The organism is Armatimonadota bacterium, from assembly GCA_031459715.1.
Lineage (GTDB): Bacteria > Sysuimicrobiota > Sysuimicrobiia > Sysuimicrobiales > Humicultoraceae > Humicultor > Humicultor tengchongensis.
In genome coordinates, this window is the sequence record JAVKIA010000063.1 from 1 (window position 1) to 5,674 (window position 5,674).

Here is a 5,674-nt window from a genome sequence, read left to right on the forward strand (position 1 = left end):
GCATCGTGGCGTTGAGCTTCATCGTCTGGGCGCACCACCTCTACACCAGCGGCATGGCCGAATACCTGCACGGGCCCTTCATGGCCACCACCGAGCTCATCTCCATCCCTACGGGGCTCATCTTCCTGGCGGCGCTGGGGACCCTGTGGATGGGGAAGCTGTGGCTGCGCACCCCCATGCTCTTTGCCCTGGGCTTCCTCTTCAACTTCCTTATCGGCGGGATCACCGGCATCTTCAACGCCGACGTCCCCACTGACCTCCACCTGCAGGACACCTACTTCGTGGTGGGACACTTCCACTACACCATCATGGGTGGCATGATCTTCGCCCTGTTCGCCGGCATCTACTACTGGTTTCCCAAGATCACCGGGCGCATGTACGACGAGGGGCTCGGCCGGCTGCACTTCTGGTGGATGTTTGTCACCTACAACGCGACCTTCATCCCCATGTTCTGGCTGGGAATCTTCGGGATGAACCGGCGCATCGCCGACTACCCGCCGCAGCTGGGCCCGGTGAACCTCTTCGTCTCGGCCTCCGCCCTGCTGCTTGGCGCCAGCTTCCTCGTCTTCCTGGTCAACACGGTCCGGTCCTGGGTCCGGGGCCCGCGGGCCGCCAGCAACCCCTGGCAGGCCCGCACCCTGGAATGGCAGGTGCCCTCGCCGCCGCCGGAGGGCAACTTTCCTGCTCCGCCGCAGGTCGCCGGGCATCCCTACGATTACGGGGTGCCGGGGTCGGTGCACGCCGTGGTGGCGGTGGCCGGCGCTGCCGGGGGCGGCCCCTGGGAAGAGGGTGAGGGATGACGACGGAGCAGCAGGTCCTGTCCGGTAGGTTCCGTCTGGGGTGGCGGGTCCTCCTGGCGCTGGTGGCGTTGACGGCGCTGGAGCTGCCGGTGGCCTTCCGCGTTCCCCGACCCTTGCCTTACCTGGTGGTCATCAACCTGGCAGACGCCCTCCTCATCCTGGAGTACTTCATGCGCCTTTCCCAGATGTGGCACCCGGAGGAGTGAGGCCATGGAGGCGGTGACAGCGGTCCACGCCCCGGCACGCCGCCTGCGCACCCTGCGCGGCGGGCTGTGGCTGTTCTTCATCTCCGAGAGCTTCCTCTTTGCCGCGTTGATCAGCAGCCGCTACTACCTGGTGGGGCTGGAGCGGCCGGCGGAGCTGAACCAGGTGCTGGGCCTGCTTATCACCGTCATCCTGCTGACCAGCAGCCTCTTCGCCTACCGGGCCGAGGCGTCCATGCTCTGCGGCGACCGGCGGCGATTCCTGCACAACACGATGGCCACCATCCTGCTGGGGACGCTCTTCCTGGTGGGCGTGGGGATGGAGTGGGCCGAGGCGTTCACTCACTTCCCCCCGCACCAGCCCTTCGGCACCATCTTCTTCACCCTGACCGGGGCGCACGGGCTGCACGTCCTCAGCGGCGTGGGGCTGCTCCTGGGCGTCTACCTGCACGGACGCCGCGGCCGCTACTCTCCGGAGGCTTGCTGGCCGGTGGAGGCTGCAGTGAAGTACTGGCACTACGTAGACGTGGTGTGGGTCTTTATCTACCCGACACTGTACCTGGTTACTTCCTAGGCCCGGACCGTTTCGATTGCCAGTGCATCTGGGGCAGGTCCTCGCTGTGAACGCCCGAGAGCTCCGCGGCGGGCTAGTATGGGGAGTCGCCAGCGGCCTAATCGTAACCTCCCTGCTGGTGGCGGTGGGATGCCGCCGGGCGCCCCAGGCCTTCCGCGGGTCGAGGTTTGACCCGGCTCGGCCAGCCCCGGACTTCACCCTGACCGACCAGCAGGGGAGGCGCTTCCGTCTGGCGGAGCAGCGAGGTCGGGTCGTGCTTCTGTTCTTCGGCTACACCTCCTGCCCCGACGTGTGCCCCACCACGCTGGCCGCCTGGAAACAGGTGCATGCCGCCCTCGGTGGAGACGCGGACCGGGTGCGGTTCGTCTTTGTCACGGTGGACCCCGAGCGGGATACGCCGGCGCGGCTGAAGCGGTACCTGGCCATCTTCAGCCCCGAATTTGTGGGGCTGACCGGCACACAGGAGGCACTGGCAGCGACGTATCGGGCGTACGGGGTGGTGCGTGAGAAGGTCATGCCTGCCGGCAGCGCAACGGGATACCTGGTGACGCACACCGCGCGGACTTTCCTGGTCGACCCAACCGGCTTGCTGCGGTTGAGCTACGGCTTCGGCACACCTGCGCAGGACGTCATCGACGACATCAGGTGGATGCTGCGGGAACAGTGGGGGTTGAGCCGGAGGGGGCCTTGAGGGACGACAAGCGCAGGGTGGCCTGCCCGCGGAGGTGGCTGCCGGGACTGATGATGGCCGCAGCAGCCGGAACATTGCTGGGGTGCGTCCGGCCGGCGTCGGAACGTGCGGCGATCCACGCAGAGAACGCGTGGGCGCGCCCCGCTGCCATGATGGAGAGCAACCATAAGGGGTCAGGCACCCAGACAGGGGGAACAGCCGCAGTGTACCTGACCCTGGTGAACGACGGGCGGGAGAATGACCGCCTGATCGACGTCCGGACCGATGTGGCCGAAAGGGCGGAGATCCATGCAACGACCATGGAGGGCGACGAGATGACGATGCATCCTCTCCAGGAGCTGGTCGTGCCCGCGCGGGGGAGGGTGGAGCTGAAGCCCGGCGAAACGCATGTGATGCTTGTAGGCCTCAGACGAGATCTCCGCCGGGGAGAGCTGTTTCAGGTGGCGCTGCGGTTTGAGAAGGCCGGCACAATCAGGGTTGAGGTGGAGGTTCGCTAGTTCTGGCCTGCCAGAAGGCCGGGCGGACGCCGCCAGTGGCGACATGGGGAATCGCCTGAGGACAATGTGGCGGCAGGTCGTCACCACGCGCCGCCGCTGGTGGCTGGTGGTACCGTTCGCCGGCGGAATGCTGCTGACGGCGCTGTTCGTTGGCGCCTCGGCAGTGATGCTCTCCCCCACTACCATCCGCTCCCCCCGGCATGTGGAGGTGGTTATCCCGGCGGGTGCGGCGCAGATGGTGGAGCGCGGGGAGTGGATACCGGGTATCCCCTCAGAGATCGTCTTCGTCACGGGCGATGTGCTTACCGTCCGCAACCAGGATCGGGTGGCCCATCAGGCCGGACCGTTCTGGGTGCCTGCGGGAACCTCGCTGAACGTCCCGCTGAACCGGCCGACCGTGCTACGCTATGCCTGTTCGTTTCTGGCCACCGGGCGGCTCGGGCTGGAGGTCAGGCCGCGCATCGGTCCGGTGACCCTGGTGTGGCACACGGTGGCGCTGGGTGTGCCCGTAGGCGTGGGGCTGAGCGTGGTCTTCTTTGTGGTGTCGCAGTTGTGAGCGTCTCCGGTGAGATCGCGGGAGTGGGAAGGCGTTGAGAAGTTGAGAAACAGAAGTCCCACCGACGCGGCGATGGTGTCCTCTCTGGGCCGCTACGCCCTCCTCTGCGCGGGGCTGACCCTCGGCCTGATAGGGCTGGGCGGGGTCGTCCGGGCCACCGGCGCGGGGCTGGCCTGCCCGGACTGGCCCCTGTGCCAGGGGCGGCTGGTGCCGCCATTACAGGGCCCGGTGCTCATCGAGTACAGCCACCGGCTGCTGGCGGCGGTGGTAGGGTTGGCCACGCTGCTGCTGGCCACCTTCGTGTGGCGGCGGCAGCGGCGCCACCGGGGCCTGCTGGGCCTGGTGGTGGCAGCGTTGGTCCTCCTGGGCGGACAGGTCGTCCTGGGCGGGCTTACTGTGCGCACCGAGCTGACCGCCGCTCTGGTGGCGGGCCACCTGGGTACCGCCGCCACGTTCCTGGCCGTGCTCCTCTTGCTGTACGCTGCCACCTGGCGACGCCGCTCCGGCGGGTGGCCCGCGTCACCGGCACTGCGGGCAACCGCTCCGCTGGCGGCGGTGGTGGTCCTGGCGCAGATGGTGCTGGGCGGCTACGTCAGCGGCAGTGGAGCTGCGCTGGCCTGTCCGGACTTCCCGCTGTGCCGCGGCGCCGTGATCCCCCGGCTGGTCGGCCCCGTGCTGCCTCACTTCCTGCACCGCGTCGGGGCGCTGGCAGTGGCGCTGGTGGTCTTCCTGGTCGCCTGGCAGGCCCGCCGCAGCGGCACGCCGCTGCGCCGCCTGGCCCTGGGGTCCGCTGGCCTGGTGGTGGTGCAGATCGCCCTGGGCGCCCTGAACATCGCCACCCGGGTTGTCCCGCCGGTAACCGTGCTGCACTTGCTCGCTGCCACCGTGCTCTTCGGGAACCTGGTTCTTCTGGTGGGACTGAGCGCCGCGCCGCAGAGGGAGGCCCTCCCACGGCGCTGGCGGCAGACCGCGGCAGACTACCTGGCGCTCACCAAGCCGCGCATCGTCCTGCTCCTGCTGGTGACGACGGCCACCACCATGGTCGTGGCGGGAGGACGGCACCTCTCGCCGCCGCTGGTGGCCTGGACCATGTTGGGGGGTGCCCTGGCCGCCGGCGCCGCCAACGCCCTCAACATGTACTGGGACCGGGACGTGGACGCGCGGATGCAGCGCACGCGCCTTCGGCCGGTGCCCGCGGGCCGCCTGCCGCCGCGACATGCCCTGGCCTTCGGCCTGGTGCTGGCAGTGCTATCGGTAATCGTCCTGGGCCTGCTGGTGAACTGGCTGAGCGCGGCGCTGGCTCTGGCCGGGATCCTGTTTTACGTACTCATCTACACCGCCTGGCTGAAGCGTCTGACGCCGCAGAACATCGTCATCGGCGGCGCGGCCGGAGCGGTGCCCCCGCTGGTGGGCTGGGCGGCGGTGACCGGCCAGGTGGCCGCCCCGGCCGTACTGCTGTTTGCCGTCATCTTCCTGTGGACGCCTCCCCACTTCTGGGCGCTGGCCCTGGCGCGGCGGCAGGACTACGCCGCCGCGGGGATCCCCATGCTGCCCGTCGTCGCGGGAGTAGAGCGCACCCGGCGGGAGATTGTGCGCTACACGCTGGCCCTGGTGGCGGTCACCCTGTTGCTGGTCCCGTTCGGTGGCGCGGGGCCCGTTTACCTGGTCAGCGCCCTCGCCCTCGGCTCTGGGTTCATCCTCATGACCCGGGGATTGGGCCGGGACCCCGGCGGCCGGGCGGCTCTGCACCTCTTCGCGTACTCCACCGCCTACCTGGCGCTGCTTTTTGGCGCACTGGCCCTCGATCGCGTCGTCTGATCTTTGAGGTCGAGGAGGCGTCGGTCTTCCACGTGCTCGAGGAGACTGGTCACCTGCCTGCGCATCAGGAGGGACACCGGCGCGGCCTGAGGTTCCGTCAGTATGTGTGTAAATGGGATCGGGGGGCGACCTCCTTCCGGGTGATCTCCATCCCGTCCTCGTACTCGACACCGAGGTAGACCTGCTTGGGCAGCTCCGGTGCATTCAGCCGCGGGGACTTCTGCTGCGCGACCATCAGCATCTTCCAGATTACTGCGGTCGCCCGGGCCACTTGGTTGTACCGCTTCGCCGCATCCGTGCGCAGCCGGAGGGCCGCCAGGGGACTTTCCACGATGTTCGTCGTCCGCAGGTGCACCCAGTGCTCCCGGGGGAACTGATAGAACGTCACCATCCGCTCCCAGTCCCGGGTCAGCGTCTCCGCCGCCGCGGGGGAGCCCCGCTTGTGGCACCATTCCTCGAACCGGGCCCGGTGTCGCTCCGCCTCGCTGCGCGTCTGGGCATAGGCGATGGCGCCGAGCATGGGGCGCGCCGCCGC

At 68.7% G+C, this 5,674-nt stretch carries 8 protein-coding genes; 7 read left to right on the forward strand and 1 reads right to left on the reverse strand.

Annotated elements, in window-relative coordinates; all coding sequences use genetic code 11:
- The 7 genes from QN152_13560 to QN152_13590 all read left to right on the forward strand — a co-directional run.
- Positions 1-800, forward strand: an 800-nt coding sequence (locus QN152_13560; GenBank protein MDR7540531.1) for a cbb3-type cytochrome c oxidase subunit I, incomplete at its 5' end; no start/stop codon positions are given.
- A complete protein-coding gene (locus QN152_13565) occupies positions 797-1,006 on the forward strand; it encodes a hypothetical protein (GenBank protein MDR7540532.1) in 210 nt (69 codons plus the stop codon). The genes QN152_13560 and QN152_13565, both read left to right, overlap by 4 nt.
- Before the next feature lie 4 nt (positions 1,007-1,010).
- Positions 1,011-1,577, forward strand: coding sequence for a cytochrome c oxidase subunit 3 (locus QN152_13570; GenBank protein ID MDR7540533.1), 567 nt, complete (start codon positions 1,011-1,013; stop codon positions 1,575-1,577).
- A 46-nt stretch (positions 1,578-1,623) separates the two neighbouring features.
- Complete coding sequence (locus QN152_13575) at positions 1,624-2,268, forward strand: SCO family protein (protein MDR7540534.1); 645 nt, start codon at positions 1,624-1,626, stop codon at positions 2,266-2,268.
- Positions 2,241-2,765 carry a copper chaperone PCu(A)C gene (locus tag QN152_13580; protein MDR7540535.1) on the forward strand — a complete coding sequence of 175 codons (525 nt, stop codon included), beginning with the start codon at positions 2,241-2,243 and terminating at the stop codon, positions 2,763-2,765. The genes QN152_13575 and QN152_13580 overlap by 28 nt, the downstream gene beginning before the upstream one ends.
- A 64-nt stretch (positions 2,766-2,829) precedes the next feature.
- Positions 2,830-3,321: a hypothetical protein gene (locus tag QN152_13585; protein MDR7540536.1), complete on the forward strand. Its 492-nt coding sequence runs from the start codon at positions 2,830-2,832 to the stop codon at positions 3,319-3,321.
- A gap of 42 nt (positions 3,322-3,363) precedes the next feature.
- Entirely contained in the window at positions 3,364-5,139 is a 1,776-nt protein-coding gene (locus QN152_13590; protein ID MDR7540537.1) for a heme o synthase, read from the forward strand.
- A gap of 97 nt (positions 5,140-5,236) precedes the next feature.
- On the opposite strand, the gene QN152_13595 is transcribed toward QN152_13590, so the two are convergent.
- On the reverse strand, positions 5,237-5,674 hold a 438-nt coding region (locus QN152_13595; protein MDR7540538.1), incomplete at its 5' end, for a transposase.